This window comes from Ruminococcoides intestinihominis (genome assembly GCF_040096285.1).
GTDB lineage: Bacteria > Bacillota > Clostridia > Oscillospirales > Acutalibacteraceae > Ruminococcoides > Ruminococcoides intestinihominis.
In genome coordinates this window covers 1-20,287 of the sequence record NZ_JBBMEY010000035.1, presented here as the reverse complement: position 1 = coordinate 20,287, position 20,287 = coordinate 1, and the positions used below count along the sequence as shown (strand labels likewise).

At 33.1% G+C, this 20,287-nt stretch carries 19 protein-coding genes and 1 pseudogene; 11 read left to right on the top strand and 9 right to left on the bottom strand.

Going from position 1 to position 20,287, the window contains the following annotated elements:
- Positions 1–211: 211 nt before the first annotated feature.
- Positions 212–1,810: a S1C family serine protease gene (locus WMO18_RS08570; protein WP_022505701.1), complete on the bottom strand. Its 1,599-nt coding sequence runs from the start codon at positions 1,808–1,810 to the stop codon at positions 212–214.
- Between the two features lie 329 nt (positions 1,811–2,139).
- Between WMO18_RS08570 and WMO18_RS08565 the strand changes: the two genes are divergently transcribed.
- Positions 2,140–2,823, top strand: coding sequence for a YoaK family protein (locus WMO18_RS08565; RefSeq protein ID WP_022505702.1), 684 nt, complete (start codon positions 2,140–2,142; stop codon positions 2,821–2,823).
- 75 nt (positions 2,824–2,898) lie between these two features.
- Here WMO18_RS08565 and WMO18_RS08560 read toward each other — a convergent pair whose 3' ends face one another.
- Complete coding sequence (locus WMO18_RS08560; protein ID WP_211148169.1) at positions 2,899–4,218, bottom strand: Ig-like domain-containing protein; 1,320 nt, start codon at positions 4,216–4,218, stop codon at positions 2,899–2,901.
- 225 nt (positions 4,219–4,443) lie between these two features.
- Between WMO18_RS08560 and WMO18_RS08555 the strand changes: the two genes are divergently transcribed.
- Positions 4,444–5,013 (top strand): HD domain-containing protein, encoded by a 570-nt coding sequence (locus WMO18_RS08555; protein WP_211148170.1) that lies wholly within the window; start codon positions 4,444–4,446, stop codon positions 5,011–5,013.
- A 108-nt stretch (positions 5,014–5,121) separates the two neighbouring features.
- The gene (locus WMO18_RS08550; protein WP_211148171.1) at positions 5,122–6,627 is read left to right on the top strand and encodes a L,D-transpeptidase family protein; all 1,506 of its coding nucleotides are present in this window, start codon (positions 5,122–5,124) and stop codon (positions 6,625–6,627) included.
- Positions 6,628–6,877: 250 nt separating this feature from the next.
- On the opposite strand, the gene WMO18_RS08545 is transcribed toward WMO18_RS08550, so the two are convergent.
- Both WMO18_RS08545 and WMO18_RS08540 read right to left on the bottom strand, forming a co-directional pair.
- Positions 6,878–7,372: an SWIM zinc finger family protein gene (locus tag WMO18_RS08545; RefSeq protein WP_367286543.1), complete on the bottom strand. Its 495-nt coding sequence runs from the start codon at positions 7,370–7,372 to the stop codon at positions 6,878–6,880.
- 17 nt (positions 7,373–7,389) lie between these two features.
- Positions 7,390–8,325, bottom strand: a complete 936-nt coding sequence (locus WMO18_RS08540; protein WP_211148036.1) for a YARHG domain-containing protein — start codon at positions 8,323–8,325, stop codon at positions 7,390–7,392.
- Positions 8,326–8,501: 176 nt separating this feature from the next.
- On the opposite strand from WMO18_RS08540, the gene WMO18_RS08535 reads away from it, so the two are divergent.
- Entirely contained in the window at positions 8,502–8,729 is a 228-nt protein-coding gene (locus tag WMO18_RS08535) for a DUF6514 family protein (RefSeq protein ID WP_211148037.1), read from the top strand.
- Between the two features lie 31 nt (positions 8,730–8,760).
- Positions 8,761–9,636 (top strand): radical SAM protein, encoded by an 876-nt coding sequence (locus tag WMO18_RS08530; RefSeq protein ID WP_211148038.1) that lies wholly within the window; start codon positions 8,761–8,763, stop codon positions 9,634–9,636.
- A 256-nt stretch (positions 9,637–9,892) separates the two neighbouring features.
- Here WMO18_RS08530 and rny read toward each other — a convergent pair whose 3' ends face one another.
- Complete coding sequence (gene rny / locus WMO18_RS08525) at positions 9,893–11,446, bottom strand: ribonuclease Y (protein ID WP_211148039.1); 1,554 nt, start codon at positions 11,444–11,446, stop codon at positions 9,893–9,895.
- Between the two features lie 529 nt (positions 11,447–11,975).
- Between rny and gap the strand changes: the two genes are divergently transcribed.
- On the top strand, positions 11,976–12,989 hold the full coding sequence (gene gap / locus WMO18_RS08520; protein ID WP_211148040.1) for a type I glyceraldehyde-3-phosphate dehydrogenase: 1,014 nt from the start codon (positions 11,976–11,978) through the stop codon (positions 12,987–12,989).
- Between the two features lie 127 nt (positions 12,990–13,116).
- A complete protein-coding gene (locus WMO18_RS08515; protein WP_211148041.1) occupies positions 13,117–13,494 on the top strand; it encodes a VOC family protein in 378 nt (125 codons plus the stop codon).
- 121 nt (positions 13,495–13,615) lie between these two features.
- Here the strand turns inward: WMO18_RS08515 and rbr are convergent, their stop codons facing one another.
- Together rbr and WMO18_RS11005 are read right to left on the bottom strand one after the other, a co-directional pair.
- Entirely contained in the window at positions 13,616–14,284 is a 669-nt protein-coding gene (gene rbr, locus WMO18_RS11010; RefSeq protein WP_437127970.1) for a rubrerythrin, read from the bottom strand.
- A 90-nt stretch (positions 14,285–14,374) separates the two neighbouring features.
- Positions 14,375–14,779, bottom strand: a pseudogene (locus WMO18_RS11005) (flavin reductase family protein); the annotation flags it as partial.
- Positions 14,780–15,063: 284 nt separating this feature from the next.
- On the opposite strand from WMO18_RS11005, the gene WMO18_RS08505 reads away from it, so the two are divergent.
- Both WMO18_RS08505 and WMO18_RS08500 read left to right on the top strand, forming a co-directional pair.
- Positions 15,064–15,339, top strand: a complete 276-nt coding sequence (locus tag WMO18_RS08505; protein ID WP_211148043.1) for a DUF4190 domain-containing protein — start codon at positions 15,064–15,066, stop codon at positions 15,337–15,339.
- Between the two features lie 53 nt (positions 15,340–15,392).
- Positions 15,393–16,217, top strand: a complete 825-nt coding sequence (locus tag WMO18_RS08500; RefSeq protein ID WP_211148044.1) for a prolipoprotein diacylglyceryl transferase — start codon at positions 15,393–15,395, stop codon at positions 16,215–16,217.
- A gap of 38 nt (positions 16,218–16,255) precedes the next feature.
- Here WMO18_RS08500 and WMO18_RS08495 read toward each other — a convergent pair whose 3' ends face one another.
- Positions 16,256–17,590, bottom strand: coding sequence for a sodium-dependent transporter (locus tag WMO18_RS08495; protein WP_211148045.1), 1,335 nt, complete (start codon positions 17,588–17,590; stop codon positions 16,256–16,258).
- Positions 17,591–17,809: 219 nt separating this feature from the next.
- Between WMO18_RS08495 and WMO18_RS08490 the strand changes: the two genes are divergently transcribed.
- Together WMO18_RS08490 and WMO18_RS08485 are read left to right on the top strand one after the other, a co-directional pair.
- Positions 17,810–18,262 (top strand): MarR family winged helix-turn-helix transcriptional regulator, encoded by a 453-nt coding sequence (locus WMO18_RS08490; RefSeq protein ID WP_248004715.1) that lies wholly within the window; start codon positions 17,810–17,812, stop codon positions 18,260–18,262.
- 14 nt (positions 18,263–18,276) lie between these two features.
- Positions 18,277–19,623: an MATE family efflux transporter gene (locus WMO18_RS08485; protein ID WP_211148046.1), complete on the top strand. Its 1,347-nt coding sequence runs from the start codon at positions 18,277–18,279 to the stop codon at positions 19,621–19,623.
- A 161-nt stretch (positions 19,624–19,784) separates the two neighbouring features.
- Here WMO18_RS08485 and WMO18_RS08480 read toward each other — a convergent pair whose 3' ends face one another.
- On the bottom strand, positions 19,785–20,120 hold the full coding sequence (locus WMO18_RS08480) for a WapI family immunity protein (RefSeq protein ID WP_211148047.1): 336 nt from the start codon (positions 20,118–20,120) through the stop codon (positions 19,785–19,787).
- Between the last annotated feature and the right edge of the window lie 167 nt (positions 20,121–20,287).

Sequence of the window (20,287 nt, the reverse complement as noted above, 5' to 3'; positions counted from 1 at the left end):
CGTGGTCCCCCTTCCTTTACACAAGGAAGGCTGGATGGTTTCTACTAATTCTAAATATCTACCACATAACAAGGCAATTTCTAGCACCACAAACCCTAATTTATAGATTAGCACAGACAAAATTGAAAAATTATTTTAAGAAGTAAAGGAGCAGTCAAGAGACTGCTCCAGTTTATTTACTATTTATATAAACAACTAATAGCATTAACTATTAATTGAAGTAGTTCCATACAGAGTCTTCGTCACTACCGTTTGATGAGTTGTCACTACCATATGAATCGTTATATGAGTCGTTACCACCATTACCGTAGATATCGCTTGAATTATCTGAACTGTTATTGCTTGAGTTACTGCTGTTTGAATTTGTTTCACTCTTTGATGCTTCTTTAATTGTAACAGTTAAAGTCTTTTTAGAGCCATTTCTTTCAACAACAAACTTTAGCTTATCTCCTGCCTTTGAGTTAGTAACAATTTTCTTAACATCAGCACTTGAAGAAACCTTTTCTCCGTTGATGCTCATAATCTTGTCACCTTTCTGTAGACCTGCTTTATCAGCCTGACTATTTTCTGTTACAGAATAAACATAAACCATATCCATATAATCTTGCATTACTACACCGATAGCACCCGGTTTACCCTTTACATAACCGTATTTCTTTAGGTCATTTAGGATAGACTCAACATCATTAATTGGAATAGCAAAGCCCAGACCTTCAACACTTTCGTTAGAACTACTGCTTGATGCCTTAGCAACAACAATACCGATTAGGTTACCTTTACCGTCAAATAGACCACCACCTGAGTTACCAGGGTTAATAGCTGCATTTGTCTGTAGTAGGTTCATACTGCTGTTGTCAATTGTTACTTCTCTGTCTAGTGCTGAGATAATACCGTCTGTAACTGTACCACCCAGTTCACCTAGAGGATTACCGATTGCAACTGCCTTGTCACCAACTGCAAGTTTATCACTGTCGCCAAATACTGCAGCAGTTAGGTTATCGTCACTCTTTGGTTCAATCTTTAGCAGAGCAACATCCTTGTCTGAGTCAGAACCAATTAACTTTGCAGTATATTCGTTACCGTTCTTTAGAGTAACTTTAATTGACTTTGCATTTTCAATAACATGGTGGTTAGTAACAATGTAACCATCCTTATCAATAATTACACCTGAACCTGCACCCTGAGATACTGCCTGACCATAGAATGAATATGAAACAGATTCTGTAACAATTTCAACTACTGAGTCAGCAACTTTGCTTGTAATGTCTTTTGTTGAAAGAGCAGTACCGTTTGTAGAGTCTGTACCACCTGTTGAACTATTCTTTGTTAAATTAAGACCTGTAGTTGTTGAATTTTTATTTGCCAGTAGGTAATAAGTACCAACACCACCACCTACACCAAATACTGATGCAATTAAGAAACAAGCAACTAATGCAATAGCTACTGTACTTCTTGTTACAGGCTTCTTTTCTTTCTTAACCTTTTTGTGGTTGAAGTTTCTAGGGTTATTCTGTCCATTATTTGGAGCAGTTCCCCATTCATATGAATTAACAGTTTCATTGTAGTTAGGTGCAACATTCTGCTGACCGTTTTCAAAGAAAGAATGTCTTTCTCTATATGACTCACTGTCACCATATGGGTCATTTCCATAACTTTGATTGTTACTGCCTACACTATAATCCGGGTTAAAACCTTGGTTGTTATTGTAGTTCTGATTATCATTAAAACCTTGGTTCTCATTCTGATTATTTACCGGTGGTTCTCCACCACTTGTACCGTTAAAGTTGTTGTAATTGTTATTGTCATACATATTAAGGTCCTCCTTAAATCATCTATATTAATTGATTTTTGAATTATGTTTCAAGAGGTTTATCTCTTGTGTTGGTATTATAATAAAATGCCAAAGTGAAAACTGTATGAAATAGGAGTGTTTTTATAATGGAAAATATAAAAATAGCAAATTCACATTAAACATTTCACTATTCACTATCTATAATAAGTATTATTTTTCATATATATGTAAATTTTAAACAAGATAATTTCTATTTATTCTTTTTATTTGGTATGTGATAATCTTTAAAAATTCTACATATTGTGATAAAATATGAAGTCGGAAGATATAGGAAGAGGATGACAACAATGACTTTGAAAAAGAAAAAAATATCACTGGTTCTCCATAGTATTATGTGTGTTATGGGTGGCTTTATGGGTGGCTATGCTATCTTTTGCAGAATGAGTAACTTTGGTAACGCACAAACAGCCAACTTAATTGAAATTATTACCGGAATAGTTGGTAGAAATTTCTTTGATGTAATGTTAAGGCTAATTGGTTTAGGAATATATGTTTTTGCTATTGTATTATGCGTTGTGTTAAGGCTAAAAACCGGTATTAACCTAAATGCATATGCAATTATGGTTGATGGTGCAGGACTGATACTTCTTCCTTTGATACCGACCCATATTAATCCTATAATCGGTATACTTCCAATATTCTTTATGATGTCAACTCAATGGAGTGTATTCCATGGTGTGGGTAGATTCAACAGTTCCACTATTTTCTCAACAAATAACATAAAACAATGCACTACATCATTTGCTGAATATTTAATTACCAAAGACAAGCATATGCTTAGAAAAGGCAAATTCTACGGTAACACTCTTTTTTGGTTTCACATTGGTGTTGCAATAGGTGCAGTTTTAAGCAGTATTTTCGGTACATATGCAAGTTGGTTTGGTTTTCCTATTCCACTTGTTGCTTTCTTTGTCAATGTTTATGCTGACAAAATCGACCATGTTACTCACCTTGAACAACATACATTCTAATATTAAGATACAAAGTAAAATCCCCATATCAGACGATATGGGGATTTATATATTTATAAATGTTCACACACCCTATTAACTAACTTTTACAGTACATTTAGCGTACTTTTTGCTACCGTCACCGGCTGTTGCTCTAACAGTAGTTTTGCCCTTTTTCACACCTGTTACTTTGCCGTTTTTATCAACTTTGGCAACCTTAGTGTTGTAAGATTTCCAGGTAACAGACCTACGATCTGCATTTGATGGTGAACAAGTAGCCTTTAGTCTGTAGGACTTTTTCTTCTTTAAAGAAATAGTATTTTTATTTAACTTTACACCTGTAACTCTCTGTACAACTTTAATATTGCAAGAATCACTTACCCTGGGACTATCAACAGAAGTTGCAGTAATTCTTGCAGTACCCTTACCTTTCATAATAACTCTACCGTTAGAATAAACTGTTGCAACCCTATTGTTGCTTGATTTCCAAGTAACCCTTGTATTACTTGCATTGTATGGTGTTACTCTTGCAGAAAGTTTAAGTGAACCTGATTTGTTAGTTCTATAGTATGTATAACTACTACGACTGAGAGTAACATCTTCTACTTCACCATTAACATAAAAATCTTGTTCAAGGAATGGGTAACTGTCGCCATTTAATGTAACGGAAATTGTACTCTTGCCTTGTTTAAGTCCTAAAATTTTACCCAACTTATTGATAACACAAACATTCTTGTTTGATGAATCAAATGTTACTGAGCTAGGGTCAATCTGTGTATAAGAAACACCGTTATAAAAAGATATTGTTGCTCTGGTTGAGTTATTTTTACAAAGTGAAGTATTACCAAAACGAATCTTTGCTTCAATTAAAGATTTTTTAAAAGATACAAGACCGGAATCATTTGCTTCAACATCAAATTCAGTTCTATTCACAATTAGGTCGTTTTTTTTATCAATACCAAAGATTAAAACCCAATAGTAAGAACCATCAACTTCTACAGCACCTACTCCTATACTTTTATAGTAATCAGTAAGAATATCTTTTCTACTACTACTGTTTTGTAGCCATTGCTTAATAACATAATCAGTTGATGAAGAACCTGTAAAAATATCTTCACCATAAGCTCTATCAAAGGCAGAATAGAAACTTTCACCATTTGGACGGTTATGAGAGAACTTAATAGCAAGTTCTTTGCAACGCAACATTGCGTAATTCATAAGTTCCTTGTCCATTACAACCTTTCTTCTTGATTCTGAAACACGCGCTCTATTTATTTCATCATAAATAGAAAAGGCTTCATCAAATAGTTCCTCACCCGAGATAGAAACTGTATTTACCTTAGCTGCTGAAACATCAAAAATCATAACCGATAAGGATAAAACTGCAACTAAAAATAAGGAAATTAACTTTTTCATAAAACCACTCATTCTGTATAAAAAAACAAAAAATTATATCTTCCTCTTTTCTCACATAAATTATATAACAAAACCTCCTCAATTACTATGGTATTTATGTATAAATTTATAACTTGTTTTTATACATTATAACATTAAAATTCTTTGTTTTACTCTAATTTCATAACAATAATTATTTAAAAGCAAAATAAAATGTGTTAAAATAGTAGAAAAGAGGTGAAACATATGGAAATCAAAAATTTTATGGATATAATGAATTTAACTTCCCGACTAAAAGACAACACAAGACACAGTTGGTCGCCTAAAGGTAAAAAAGAAAGTGTTGCCGAACACTCTTGGCGACTAACTATTATGGCTTTTTTCACTAAGGATGAATTTACAAATGTGGATAATGATAAAGTTATAAAAATGTGTTTACTTCACGATATGGGTGAAGCCTTTACCGGTGATATTCCATCATTTTACAAAACTGAAAATGATGAAAACAAGGAAGAAGAAATTTTGCTTAACTGGGTTAGCACTTTACCTTCACCATACAACAAGGAACTTTATAGTCTTTATGATGAAATGATTAAGCAAGAAACTGAGGAATCAAAGGTATATAAAGCACTGGATAAACTAGAGGCATCTATATCTCATAATGAAGCTCCAATTAGCACTTGGATTGATATTGAATACAAGCTAAATCCTGTTTACGGATACGAAGAATGTCAGTTCAATCCATACCTAAAAAAGCTTCAAAACAAGGTAAAAGAAATTGCCCTTGATAAAATTGAAAATGAAGGAAAAATATAGTAAAAATAACCAAATAAACAGTTTAAACTTTAACTAATTTTTCCCTTTATTTTTCTTTAAGTTCATTATATAATGAAGTAAAATAAACACATAAAGGAGTGTTATATTATGAAAAGAAAGAAAGAAAAAGTTTTGAGTCTTGTTCTTTGTATTGCAGTTGTATTAAGTTCAATGTTCGCATTTAACTTTGGTTTCTCGGTATTTGCTGATGACAATACTAATACCGGCGATACCGGTACAACTACACAACCTACGACAATCAACAACACTCTTCCATCAGAAACTTCAACTGTAACATCTACAGTTAAACCTACTACAAAACCAACTACAACTGTTCCTACTACTACAAAGCCGGTTGTAAAGCCAATTTCTGTTGGTAATATCTCTAAATTAAAGGTTACAAAGATTTCTTCAAATTACATTACAGTAAAATGGAACAAATCTAAGAATGCAACTAACTATAAGGTTGAATACAGAAAAGTTGGTAGCAACCAAAAGTGGCATTATGTAAATTCTGTTAAATCAAATACTGCTAATGTTACTAAGCTATCAAAAAATACTCTTTACTACATCAAAGTAACACCTATGATAGTTAAGAATAAAAAGAATTACTACGGCAAAAATGCTACAGTAAAATCATCTACTGCTACAAGCAAGGTTACAGGATTAAAGGTAACTAATAACGGTAAAAATATTTCTATTAAGTGGAATAGAAACAAGAATGTAACAGGTTACAAAGTATATCGTGCAAGTGGTGTTAGTAACGGTAAATATGTTTACTATAAAACAATCAAAAAGAATAGCACAACTACATTTACCGACAGTAAGGTTAGCAATGGTAAAATCTACTACTACAAATTAAAGGCATACCGTACATATAACAATTATGGTACTGTTGTTTCTAACTATTCTAATGCAGTAATGAGCACTTGTGGTTTATACGCAACTACTGTTAAGACTAAGAGTGAATTAAGCAAAATCACAGTTACTTGGTCAAAAGTTCCTGCAGCTACAGGATACAAGGTATATCAGTCAACAAGTAGCAATAGAAAAAGCTTTAAGTGTGTTGCTAAAACAACAAGCAGAAGCTTTACTACCGGCAAACTATCAAGAAACAAAACTTACTACTTCCAAGTTCAACCTTACAAAACTTACAAAGGCAAAGAACTAAAGCCTACTACTGCACCTAAGATTAAGTCACAAAAGGCTAAAAGTACAATCTTTGGTCAAGATGTTGGTAATACATATATTGAAATCAACATTAAGCAACAACATATGTGGTTCTACATTAACGGTAAACTTTATGTTGATACTCCGGTTGTAACCGGTATGGCTGATGGTGTTCATGACACACCAAAGGGTGTTCACACAATCTTTGTTCATCAGTCCCCATCAAGACTGGTTGGTGACACATGGGATGTTATGGTTAACTACTGGATGCAGTTTACTGCTGATGGTTGTGGTATTCACGACTCAACATGGAGAGCAAGTTATGAATATGGTGGCAACACCTATCTAACTGATGGTTCTCATGGTTGTGTTAATACACCACTTGATAAGGTTGCCAAAATCTTTAAGAAAGCTCATAACGGCACAATCGTTGTTGTTCATTAATGAACCATAAATTGCCAATTAAAAGTAAATTATAATTATTTGAGGGTTACATCTGTAACCCTCTTTTTTTCAATAAATTTTTGTTAAATTGAAAGATAAATTATAGATTAGCACAATCAAAATTAAAAATTCACATTTACTAAAAATCAAAAAATACCAAAGCAAAACTACCCAACACTACATCAATTAAGAAACTGTAGCATTGGGTGGTTTAATTATATTATTAATATTTTATATTGATGAAAATATATTAAGGAAAGTCCTTACCGTAAAGTTTTATTAACGCCTCTATTAATCTAAAACGAAGTTCCGGTACAGTAAGATTATTAACATAGTTAGAAACAACCTCATACATAACATAATCATTTATTTCTTCATCATCTTCATAGTACTCAAAATCTTCATCATATAGATAACCATACATTTCGTTAAATCTTTCTTCTTCAATTCTTTCTTGTTCTGCAATATTTTCAATATATTGTTCAGCTTCATTAGAAAAGGCAGTAAAATATAACGCAACCATATGTTTACAAATTTTTCGATTATCTTTAGCAAATGGACAGTTACAATATGTATTCTTTACAGTATGATTAATATCTATCTTAACATCATATGCAGTAGTGCCTTTAACACTACCATAAAAAACAGTGTCGGATTCTTTACGAAAATTAATTACCTTTTTATCCTTATAATATTCATAACCTCTCTGTATAACAGAGGCTCTTGCTTGATTTAAAATACCCATAATATTTCTTTTAATTATTATCTTGCTTTTTGTAGTAATGAATAATTATACTTTTCAATATCATTAAATGTAGATTCTGAATAGTTGCTTGATGGCTTATACCAACTAAACTGCTGATAATGTTTCTTAATTGAGTCAGTAGTAAAGTTATATCCATGTAAAGCACAAATATCATTAATAGCAGTTTGAATATCATCAGATGATTTTCCCTTTAGGTCTGCTGAAGTTAGCCTTCTGCTTGAAATATCAGGGAACACCAAACCGGAACTATCACTACTTCTATTTGCTTTTTTAGTGGAAGTTGCTGATGGGTCTGTGGTATCTGTTGAACTTGATGCCATTGTAGTTGATGCACCATTCTTATCAATAGGATAACCACCATCAAACACAACACTATTACAAATTAACTGAATATCACTTTCTTTATTAAGCGCATCATAGGCTTTTTTCATATTCTTGTTTTTAGTGCTATATTTCTTTCCTGTCGGTGTTGTACACACTAAGTAATAAGTAGTATTCCCAATTGTTACTGTGCCATATTCAGTAAAATTAGCACCGGTCTTATATTCATCAGTTGGAAATAAATTGTAGGTAAAAATTTCACCTAAACTTTGGTCAAGACTATGGTTGTCCTTTTCGTAAAAAGTAACTGATGAACCACCATAATTATTTGACTCTTCAGTTACGGCATATTTATTTTCCCAAGTCTCAGGCAAAACAAATGTTGCACCTAGTAAATCTGAATGATAATTATATTCTTTTGAAGAAGATGGTTCAGTTGATGACTTTGCAAGTGTAACCACCTCTGAATTACCCTGAAATGTTGTTTCCTCGGTTGTAGGAGCAGTTGTTGATGTTGGTTCTTCTGAAAAATAATTTAATGGATTTTGGCAACCACAAAAAGTAAGTACAACTGTTAAAGTTAAAATTAAAAATGGAATAAACTTTTTCATACAATACCCTCTTTCAGTAGGATTATATCATAATAATTCTATTATGTAAAATTCTTTTGAAATTATTTAAATTTAAACTTTAGTGATTGTAAACCGTTTACTTATATTGACATTTGACAATTGTTGTGCTATAATAGGTTTACCTGTGAATTGTTCTTTGTTCAAAGGGGAGAAAAATGAATAATTTTACACTTATTTCTAAAAAACAATCTAACGAGGAAGGAGATTTTGAGTCATACGGTATTCGGTGCAATTGTTTCGAAAGTAACCTTGCAATTGAGGATATAACAACTGAATGGGATCAGATTGAGTATATCATCAATGCTTTCAACATTCACCTACCGGAAGAGGTCCATATATATGATATTTTAGAAAATTACCTTTTAGATTTTACTGATTTCTAAAATCGTGGTATAATCTACTTGGTGATACAATATGATTTGCAATTTATGTCCGAGAAAATGTAACGCAGAAAGAAACGATAGTATAGGCAGAGGCTACTGCAAAATGCCAAAATCTCTTTATGTTAGCCGTGTAGCCCATCACTATTGGGAAGAACCGGTTATCAGTGGCAAGAAAGGTACTGTAGCAGTGTTTTTCACCGGATGTACTCTTGACTGCATATACTGTCAAAATCGTGAAATTTCTCATTCTAATTTAGGAAGAAAAGTTACCATTGATGAACTGGCTAAGGAAGTTACCTTGCTGTTAGACAAAGGTGCTGAAAGTTTAAGTTTTATTACACCAAGCCACTATACAAATGGGATTATACAGTTGCTTGATATAATAAGTCCAAAAGTACCGGTTGTCTATAATACAAGTGGTTTTGACTCTATTGAAACACTTAAGAAACTTGAAGGCTATATTGATATTTATCTACCTGATTTTAAATATAGCAACAATGACTTAGGTTTAGAGTATAGCAATGTAAGGAACTACTTTGATGTTACATCAAAAGCTATTGAAGAAATGGTAAGACAAACCGGTGAACCTGTCATAAACCAAGACGGTATTATGGAAAAAGGTACAATGGTTCGTAATTTAGTATTGCCAAGTCATACGAAAAATTCCATTGAAGTAATAAATTATCTTGCAGAAAAATATGGAGATAAAATATTATTTTCATTAATGGGACAATACATTCCCTATGGGGATGCAAAATATCATAAAAAGTTAAACCGTAAAATTACAAAAAGAGAATATGAAAAGGTTTTGTTGGCTTTTGAAAGTAGTGGTCTTAACGGTTACTGTCAGGAACTTTCATCAGCAAGTGAAAAGTACATACCGGAATGGGATTCGGATGTATTATAAATCTTTTTATATTACAGTTAATCGGAACATTCGCAGTAAAGGAAAGGTAGATACAATAATATAGAGTTTTTAATTTGAGAAATAAAATTATATATTACTTGGGATAAGGGGACTTTTAGTCCTCTTATTTTTTGTTTTTCCTTTTATGTTCTAAACAACATTACCGATTATTTATTTTTCTATTATGGAATTATACAGAAAATTATATACACAAAAAGCCTCCCATAAAGGGAGGCTATAACTTGCTTAATATTAATTATTTTGCGTAATCAGAAACTCTTGATTCACGAATAATATTAACTTTGATTTGACCAGGATATTCAAGTTCCTGTTCAATCTTCTTACTGATTTCTCTAGCTAGTGGAGCCATCTTGTCATCATTAATCTGTTCAGGCTTAACCATAACACGAATTTCTCTACCTGCTTGAATAGCAAAGCAACTGTCAACACCTGGGAAGCTCTTACCAACTTCTTCAAGCTGTTGTAGTCTCTTGATGTAATTTTCGATATTTTCTCTTCTTGCTCCGGGTCTTGCAGCAGAAATAGCATCAGCAGCCTGAACAATACAAGCTACAACTGTCTTTGCTTCAACATCACCATGGTGAGCATGAATAGCATGAATAACTGCATCACTTTCTTTATATTTTCTGGCAACTTCAACACCAAGCTGAATGTGAGAACCTTCCATCTCGTGGTCAAGTGCCTTACCAATATCGTGAAGTAAACCGGCTCTCTTAGCAACTGTTGGGTTAAGACCTAGTTCAGAAGCAATCATACCGGAAATATAAGCAACTTCAATAGAGTGTCTTAGCACATTCTGACCATAAGAGGTTCTGTACTTTAATCTACCAAGAAGTTTAACAAGTTCAGGGTGGATGTTGTTAACACCAAGTTCAACAACTGTTCTCTCACCTTCAGCTTTAATAGTAGCTTCAACTTCTCTTCTGGCTTTTTCAACAGTTTCTTCAATTCTTGCAGGATGGATTCTACCATCTGAAATAAGTTTTTCCAAAGCAACTCTGGCAATTTCTCTTCTAACAGGTTCGAAAGAAGAAATTGTAATTGCTTCCGGAGTATCATCAATAATAAGGTCAACACCTGTAAGTGTTTCAATAGTACGAATGTTTCTACCTTCTCTACCGATAATACGACCTTTCATATCATCATTTGGAAGAGATACAACAGAAACAGTAGCATCCGATACCTGATCAGCAGCTAAACGCTGAATAGCAAGACTGATAATGTTTCTTGCTCTCTTGTCGGATTCTTCCTTTAGCTTTTCCTCATATTCAAGGATTTTTACAGACTTTTCGTGGTCAAGTTCTGTATCAAGCTGTTGTAGTAAGTAATCCTTAGCTTGGTCAGCAGTATAACCTGAAATTCTCTCAAGCATTTCAAACTGACTTTTCTTAACCTGTTCAACTTCTTGAAGCTTTTGTTCAACTTCCTTTTGCTTTCTCTGGTAGTTGTTTTCCTTCTTCTCAAGGTTGTCCATTTTTCTGTCAAGAGTTTCCTCTTTTTGCTGAATTCTTCGTTCCTGACGCTGAACTTCTTTTCTGCGATCAGAAATTTCCTTTTCGTTCTCATTTCTTAGACGATGAAGTTCATCTTTACCTTCCAGTAAAAATTCCTTCTTCTTAGCCTCAGCTGACTTAATTGCTTCAGAAACAATACGATTTGCTTCTGTTTCGGCAGAACCAATAGCCTTTTCTGCAACTTGCTTTCTACGCTGGATACCAAGATAAACACCGACAGCAAGACTTGCAGCAATAGCAACAATAATCAGCACAATAGCTAACCACATTGGCATAGGAAATGACACCTCCTTGTTTTGTTTTTTAATAATTCAAATTCATCAAAACAATCGACCGGTGCCGTTAGACAGATATTCAATTTTTACGAAATATAAAAAAGGCAATAGCCCAATAAATTAATCATAAAACCCATAAGGGTAGTATTACCAGAATGTTGTGCATAAAAAAGCAAAAAATAAATATAATACTAAATGATTATCTATATATAACGGCTCAATAAGAGTCAATTAAAAGGAATTAAGCGAAATAAATCACTTAAAATGCGTAAAAATAAATTCACGCTTACTAATATATTAATAGATAGAGGGAGGTTTGTCAAGATAAAATATTTATAATATTTCTTTAATAGAATTATAATTTGTCTTATATGTGAAAAACTGTACAGAAATACGACTTTATTTTTGGTAAAAATATTTCATATCATAAAATTTTCATAAAAGTCGTGTTAAATTTCTCACAAAGTATTGAAAAATTTACGAACTTGTAATAAAATATAAGTACCTTAAAATTTAGGAGGAATAAAAAATGGCAATTAAAGTTGCAATTAATGGTTTCGGCCGTATCGGTCGTCTAGCATTCAGACAGATGTTTGGTGCTGAAGGTTATGAAGTAGTAGCAATCAACGATCTAACAGATCCAGCTATGCTTGCACACCTACTAAAGTATGATTCTGCACAGGGTAAGTATGCTCTTGCTGACAAGGTTGAAGCTAAGGAATCTTCAATCGTTGTTGACGGTAAGGAAATCACAATCTACGCTAAGCCAAACGCTGCTGAACTACCTTGGGGTGAAATCGGTGTTGACGTTGTTCTAGAATGCACAGGTTTCTATACATCAAAGGCTAAGGCACAGGCTCACATTGATGCCGGTGCTAAGAAGGTTGTTATCTCTGCTCCTGCAGGTAACGATCTACCAACAGTTGTTTACTCAGTAAACGAAAATGTACTAACAAAGGAAGACAAGATTATTTCTGCTGCTTCTTGTACAACAAACTGTCTAGCTCCTATGGCTAAGGCTCTTAACGACCTAGCTCCAATCCAGAGTGGTATCATGAGCACAATCCACGCTTACACAGGTGATCAGATGATCCTTGACGGTCCTCACAGAAAGGGTGACCTAAGAAGAGCTAGAGCTGGTGCTGTAAACATCGTTCCTAACTCAACAGGTGCTGCTAAGGCTATCGGCCTAGTTATTCCAGAACTAAACGGTAAGCTAATCGGTTCTGCACAGAGAGTTCCTGTACCTACAGGTTCAACAACAATCCTAACATCAGTTGTTAAGGGTAAAGTAACAGTTGACGAAGTTAACGCTGCTATGAAGGCTGCTGCTTCTGAATCATTTGGTTACAACACAGACCTAATCGTTTCTTCTGATATCGTTGGTATGACATACGGTTCACTATTCGATTCAACACAGACAATGTGCACATACATGGAAGATACAGACACAACTCAGGTTCAGACTGTTTCTTGGTATGATAACGAAAACTCTTACACATCACAGATGGTAAGAACAATTAAGTATTTCGCTGAACTATAATTTAATATTTTAGTGTATTACTTCCCCACCGATTTTTCGGTGGGGTTTTTGTTTTACAATTTTTTACTTTTGTGTTATACTCTTCTCAAGAATTTTTAATTTTTACAACTATAATGGAGGTATAATTATGGATTTAAATTTTAGAATGGTTCATCAGAATTTTAATGTAGCTGACCTAGACACATCTCTTGACTTTTACGAAAAGGCTTTAGGCTTAACAGAAAAAAGCAGAATTGACGGTGATGGTTTTACTATCGTTTATGTTGGCAATGACACAACTGACTTTGTACTTGAACTGACTTGCCTTGATGACCACCCTGAAAAGTATGACCTTGGTGAAGGTGAATTCCACCTAGCATTTAAAGTACAGGACTTTGATAAGGCTCACGCCCTTCACGAAGAAATGGGTTGCATCTGCTTTGAAAACCCTGATATGGGTATTTACTTTATCAATGACCCTGACGGTTATTGGCTGGAAATTATCCCTAAAACTAAAGAACTTTAATTCTTTATTAGAATATTTATTTAAAGGAGTACATTGTACTCCTTTTTTGTTATAGAAAAATAGGAGCAACCAAAGGTTACTCCTACAACGTGATTGATATAATTCTAATAGAGAATTATAATTAATAATTTTCCTGATGAATTTCAAAGAAAGATTGTGGGTGGTTACATACAGGACAAACCTCCGGTGCTTTTGTACCAACAACAATATGACCACAGTTGCGACATTCCCAAACCTTAACTTCTGACTTCTCAAAAACCTGAGCAGTTTCGATATTCTTTAGCAATGCTCTGTATCTTTCTTCATGGTGCTTTTCAATTTCACCAACTGCTCTAAACTTAGCAGCTAATTCAGGGAAGCCCTCTTCCTCAGCAGTTTTTGCAAAGCCCTCATACATATCTGTCCATTCGTAGTTTTCACCTTCTGCTGCATCAGCAAGGTTAGACTTTGTGTCACCTAGACCTGCAAGTTCCTTGAACCACATTTTTGCATGTTCCTTTTCATTATCGGCAGTCTTTAGGAACAATGCTGACATTTGCTCATAGCCCTCTTTCTTAGCTACTGATGCAAAATAAGTGTATTTATTTCTTGCCTGAGATTCTCCTGCAAAAGCCTCTTGTAAATTCTTTTCTGTTTGTGTACCTGAATACTTATTTGTTGCCATAGTTTTTTCCTCCTTAATAATTATCTTTTCAAAATCAGATGCCGGATGTTTACACAGTGGACAAACAAAGTCCTCCGGTAACCCTTCCCCAACATATTCATAACCACAAATTGTACAACGCCAAATCGTCTTACCATCAGTCGTTGTACCTACATTTTCAGGTTGTGGCTTAATATTCTTTAAATAATAATCATAGGTTACAGATGGCGTTTCACTTAAAACTTCCATATCTGTAATTTCACCTATGAACATTGTGTGTGAACCTAAATCCTCAGTTTTACTTACATTAACAGAAATGTATGCATTAGTACCCTCTATTATATAATAAATCGAATTTTCACCGCGCTTGCATTTTTCAAAGTTTTTAAACTTATCAACATCTTTGCCTGACTGAAAACCAAAGTGCTTAAATAAATCAAAACCGGCATCCTGACTAATTACAGAAACTGTGAATTTACCGGTTTTTACAATCATATCATGGGTAAGATTAGCTTTATTTACGCAAATGCTTAGCTGATTAGGCATTGAAGATGCTTGAATTGCAGTATTTATAATGCAACCATTGTCTTTCTCTTCATCTTTAGCCGTTAGTACAAACAAGCCATAACTTAATTTGTACATAGCCTTTTTATCCATAAAATTACCTCCTTATAAAATAATTCAACAATTAATATACATTTATTATACTCCTTTTAGAGTAAAATGCAATAGAAAACAGTAATTATTTTTATTTTTATTATTTATAAGCAAATTTATATATATTTAATAATATATTTATAGATAAAATAATATATATTAAATAATAATATACTCAATAATTTAGTTGACACAAGTATAAAAATATAGTAAAATAAAGTCGATCATTAAAAAACTTTGATTAAATTATATTTGAGGAGGATTTTATTATGCAGAATTCAAAGGGTAAAGCAATTGCTTCTTTAATTTGCGGTATTGTTTCAGTTGTTTTAGCTTGGTTTGGTTATGGTGCTATTGCAGGTCTTGCTGCCGGCATTGTTGCCATTGTCCTAGGCGTAGGTGTTAGAAAGCTTAATGACGAAAACAAAAACTTTGCAACAGCCGGTTTAGTAACAGGTATCATCGGTGTGGTACTTTCAGGTATTCTACTTGTATGTGTTATCTGTGCAGCCGGTACACTAGCTACAGCAGGTATGCTTAGCTAATTAAATTTATAAAAAATATAACCTCTTGTACTTTGGTACAGGAGGTTATATTTTTGGAGAAAATTATGTTCCCTACTTTTGATTTATTAGGAAAAACTATTCCTACTTACGCATTAATGTCCTTAATAGGCATATTTGTTAGTGGTATTTATATTTGTAAAAAAGCAAAACAAAAAGGTTATGACGAAAATAATTTTATAATAATTTTACTTTTATCTTCAATAGGTGTTTTCTTCGGTGGCCACATACTATATTCCATTACAAGGTTTGATCTTATAATTAAACTATTTTCCAATTGGAACACCTATGTTCATTCATTTGGTGATTTTATTGAATGTGCAAAATTAATATGTGGTGGTTCAGTATTTTACGGTGGGCTTATCGGTGGTATGATAGTTGGCTTTATTTACTGCAATAAAAAGCATTACAACTTATCTGATTATTCCGATATAATAGCCCCCGGTATTCCACTATTTCATTTTTTCGGAAGAATAGGATGTTTCCTTGGTGGTTGTTGTTACGGTATAGAAAGTAGCTTTGGCTTTACGGTACACAACAATCAACTGTTACCTTCTGTTAATGATGTACAAAGGTTTCCGGTACAACTTCTGGAATCACTACTAAATCTTATTTTATTTTTCATACTTGCATATTTACTAAAGAAAGAATTACTAAAAGGCAAGCTTTTTGCTACATACCTTTTAAGTTACTCGGTAATAAGATTTTTTGATGAATTTCTACGAGGTGATACTTACAGAGGATTTTTGTTAGGATTATCTACTTCACAAATAATAAGTATAGTTATATTTATTTGTTCAATTATATACTTAATTTATCAAGGCAAAAAAAATAATACACATAACAAAACACACTTATGAAAACAATCATAAGTGTGTTTTTCTATAGTCAAATTAAATTATGTCCACTTAAAATTAACCATACCATAAATATAGATAAAGCCAATAGCAATAGGAACTACATACTGAATTATCGGTTTCATCCAATGTTTAACTTTAAGTCCTTTACCGGAATTAGCTTCACTAATGAAGTTATCCCATCCCCAACCGAACTTATTACAACAGAATAGTGCAAGTACAAGAGAACCAAGTGGCAATATATTATTAGAAACAATAAAGTCCCAAAAATCAAGCCAAGTTGTACCCTCTGCAAAAGGCTGAAAATGTAGTACACTAAAGCCAAGTGCAGTTGTTAATGCTAACACAAAGATAACAATACCACAAATTAAAGAACCCTTAGGTCTTGACCAACCGGTTAAATCACGAACCATAGCTAAAATATTTTCACAAACACCAAGTACAGTTGACATAGCAGCAAACACCATAAACAAGAAGAACAGAGAACCCCAGATTCTGCCACCCTCCATATTGTTAAATACTGTAGCCATTGTGTCAAATAGTAAACTAGGACCTGCATTTACTTCTAAGTTATATGTAAAACAAGCTGGGAAAATAATAACACCGGCTAGGATAGCTACAAGTGTATCAAGAGAAATAACACTTACTGCTTCACCCATAAGAGAACGGTTCTTGTCAATATAACTACCGAAGATAGCCATACCACCCATACCTGTTGATAAAGTGAAGAATGCCTGATTCATAGCACCAACTACAACAGAACCGTTAATCTTAGAAAAATCAGGTTTTAAATAAAAGTTCATTCCCTCACCTGCACCACCAAGCATTAAGCTGTTTACTGCAAGTACCACCATCAGCACAAGTAATGCAATCATCATATACTTTGTTACTCTTTCAAGTCCACCTTGAAGATTAAAAGAAAGTATAAAGAATGACACTACAACAGTAACAAGCAAGAATAGTACATTAACTGATGGGTCAGCAGTCATTTTATCAAAGCCCATATTTTGGTTATTACCTGAAACAAACTTTACAAAATAATTTATCAGCCAACCACATACTACAGTATAGAAAGCCATAAGTGAAATATTGCCTACAAGACAAACCCAACCAAAGCCACCCCACTTTTGCTTAGGCTTTTCCAGTTTTTTATACATATTAATAGGACTGGTCTGGGAAGCTCTACCAACAGAAAATTCCATAATCAAACAAGGAATTCCAAGAACAATAAGGCAAAGGATATACACAAGCATAAAGCTACCTCCACCGTTTTGTCCACACATCCAAGGAAATTTCCACACATTGCCACAACCAATTGCACAACCGGCTGACAACATAATGAAACCTAATCGGCTACCAAGTCGTTCTCGTTTCATTGTAGCAACCTCCTTTGTTCCATAAACATATATTAAATTTTATACCCATCTATATACTCCTTTGTAGATTTTAAACATATTTAATAGTATATCAAGAGTTTGGGCATTTGTAAACAATAAATTAAAAATACTTTGTAAATTTTCATTTGACTTTTTTGTATATTATTGTTGACAATAGTATGAAATCATACTATAATGCATAAGTTATGAAATCATACTATGAAAGGAATGACATTATTGCAAGAACTTTTTGACAGCATTTGTAAAATAAATTGTTTAAATGAAGAGATTGAATCATTGTATCATCAAGCATCAGTAAAACTGGGAGTATCGGACAGTGTTTCATTTGTACTGTATATGACATACATTAATAAGGGAAAATGCCTATTATACGACATTTACAAATCATCTGGAATCAGCAAACAGACAATTAACTCAGCTATTCGTAAACTTGAGAATGAGGATATTATTTACCTTGAAAAATACAATGGAAAATCTAAGATAGTTTGCCTTACTGAAAAAGGCAAGGAGTATGCAAATCAAACTGCTAAAAAGCTATACGAGGCTGAATTTAGTGCTTTTAAAGATTGGGATGAAAAAGAAATGGAGATATACTTAAAACTTATGAAAAAGCACCGTAATTCATTTAAAAAGCAAATTGAGAAGTTATAATTCAAGGAGAAATAATGAAAAATAAAATAAAATTATCGGACCATTTTAATTTTAAACGGTTAATCAGTTTCACTTTACCATCAATACTAATGATGATTTTAACATCAATTTACGGTGTTGTTGACGGATTCTTTGTATCAAACTTTGTTGGCAAAACATCATTTGCAGCAGTTAACTTTATTATGCCATTCCTTATGGTTGTTGGTGCAATGGGCTTTATGTTTGGTACAGGTGGCAGTGCATTAATTGCCAAAACTATGGGTGAAGGTAATGACAAAAAGGCAAACAAAATATTTTCACTACTTGTATGTGCAACTATAGTCAGTGGTATTGTAATTTCTATTATCAGCAATATTTTCTTAAGACAGATTGCATCATTTCTAGGTGCTGAGGGTACAATGCTTGAAAACTGTGTTAAATACGGCAGAGTACTGCTTATCTCTCTCCCATTTTTAATGTTGCAATATGCTTTTGGTAGTCTTGTTGTAACTGCTGAAAAGCCAAAGTTAGGACTTGCATTAACTGTTACTGCCGGTGTTATGAATATGGTTGGTGATGCACTGTTTATTGCAGTCTTTAAATGGGGAATTGTTGGTGCAGCTTTGGCAACTGCTTTAGGTGAAATCTTTGGTGGTATTGTACCTTTAATTTATTTTGCCGGAAAAAATTCAAGCAGATTAAAACTTTGCAAACCTAGTTGGGACTTTAAGTCACTAATCAGAATTTGCACAAATGGTTCATCAGAACTTATGAGCAATATTTCTATGTCACTTGTTGGTATGCTATACAATGCTCAGCTTATGAAATATGCCGGTGAGGATGGTATCTCTGCTTACGGTACAATTATGTATGTTAACTTTATTTTCTTAGCAGTATTTATCGGTTATTCAACAGGTATTGCACCTATCACAAGTTATCATTACGGTGCAGATAACAAAAAGGAACTTAACAACATTTTAAAGAGAAGTTCGGTTATTATCGGTATTGTGGCAATAGCAATGTTTGGAATTTCTGAATTCTTAGCAAATCCACTTGCAAGTGGATTTGTTGGATATGACAAAGAGCTTTTAGCAATGACAACTCATGCATTTAGAATTTATGGTATTGCTTTCTTATTCTCGGGAATTTCAATATTCGGTTCGGCATTCTTTACTGCTCTAAATGATGGCTTAACTTCAGCAACAATTGCTTTCCTAAGAACATTACTTTTCCAATGTTCTTCTGTTTTGATAATGCCTATTTTCTTTGGACTTGATGGCATATGGTTCTCAATCATTGTTGCAGAAACTTTATCTGTAGCAGTAACAATAACTTTCCTTGCTATTAAAAATAAAAAGTTTGGTTATTGGGGAAAGTTTTAAAATATAGTTTCTAATACAATTTAATTACTAAATAAAAAAGTAGGTTATTTCACTTGTGGTGAAGTAGCCTACTTTTGTTATAGATTATTCTGTGATAATTCCCTTATTCATATATTTTATTACTTCTTTATCATCTGTGGTAATAGTACCCATAATTAAACTTAGATAACACCTAAGTGCTTTAATATCATCAATATCCAATGTAGTAGAAAAGTAATTATTAGACTAAAATGAAACATAAAATCAGGTTCGATAAATTCTAATTCAAATTCTTTGGCAATTCTATCATTAAGCAAATCATCAAGTTTTTCTTTTAATTTCTCTATTTCACAAGATAAAAGAATCTCGCTTGAATTTTCATAATTGATTATATCCCTAAAAATAAAAGAAAAATCAACTTTACAATATTGCATATCCCATATATCTTTATCAGACTTTTCGTAATTTCTAATTTGAATATTAATTTTCATACCCTCTAAATTTAACTTAAGCCACAATGTAATCACCTCTTACTTTTTGTTTCATTATAAAATTAAGATAATAGTCAATAGTTTTATTTGTAAATCACTTCGGCAAATCTGGGTTTGTGGGGCTAAATGTAAAGTGTTAAATTTTAGCAAATAAGGCTCCCTTGTGTAAAGGGAGCTGTCGCTTGTAAATTGGA